General features: G+C 72.9%; 1 protein-coding gene. It reads right to left on the reverse strand.

The window, feature by feature from the left end; translation table 11 throughout:
• The coding region (gene mca / locus FB586_RS18550) for a mycothiol conjugate amidase Mca (RefSeq protein ID WP_136520839.1) at nt 1-547 on the reverse strand (547 nt) is incomplete at its 3' end.
• Between the last annotated feature and the right edge of the window lie 110 nt (nt 548-657).

Genomic DNA, 657 nt, shown 5'->3' on the forward strand with positions numbered 1-657 from the left:
GCTTCATCGGCTGCCACGGCTCGCCCGCGTCGGGGAACTTCTCGGGGTCGCCCGCCGCCGCGAAGGCGGCGACGGACACCTCGTGGCAGCGGATGTGGTCGGGGTGGGGATAGCCCCCGCGCTCGTCGTAGGTCGTGACGACGTGCGGGCGGAACTCGCGGATCAGCCGGACCAGGCGCTCGGCCGCCTCCTCGAGCGGCACGAGCGCGAAGCAGCCCTCGGGCAGCGGCGGCTTCGGGTCGCCCTCGGGCCAGCCGGAGTCGACGAAGCCGAGCCAGTCCTGGCGGATCCCGAGGATGTCGCGGGCGCGGTGCATCTCCTCGCGGCGGATCTCGGTGATGTTCTCCCAGACCTCCGGGCGGTCCATCTTGGCGTTGAGAACCGACCCGCGCTCGCCGCCGGTGCAGGTGACGACGTGGACGTCGACACCCTCGGCGACGTACTTCGCGGTCGACGCGGCGCCCTTGCTCGACTCGTCGTCGGGGTGGGCGTGGACGTGCATGAGCCGGAGCCCGGCACGGGGCTTCTCCGGGGTGGACTGGGGCATGGACTTCAGTCTAGGAGGCGGGACTTAGGCTTCTGGCGTGACCACCGACCTCGCCGACCGCTACGGCGCGCCCGCCCCCTGGCGGCGCCCGGTGACGATCGCGGCGGTCG

The sequence above is a fragment of the Cellulomonas telluris genome, from assembly GCF_004886325.1.
GTDB classification, from domain to species: domain Bacteria; phylum Actinomycetota; class Actinomycetes; order Actinomycetales; family Cellulomonadaceae; genus Cellulomonas; species Cellulomonas telluris.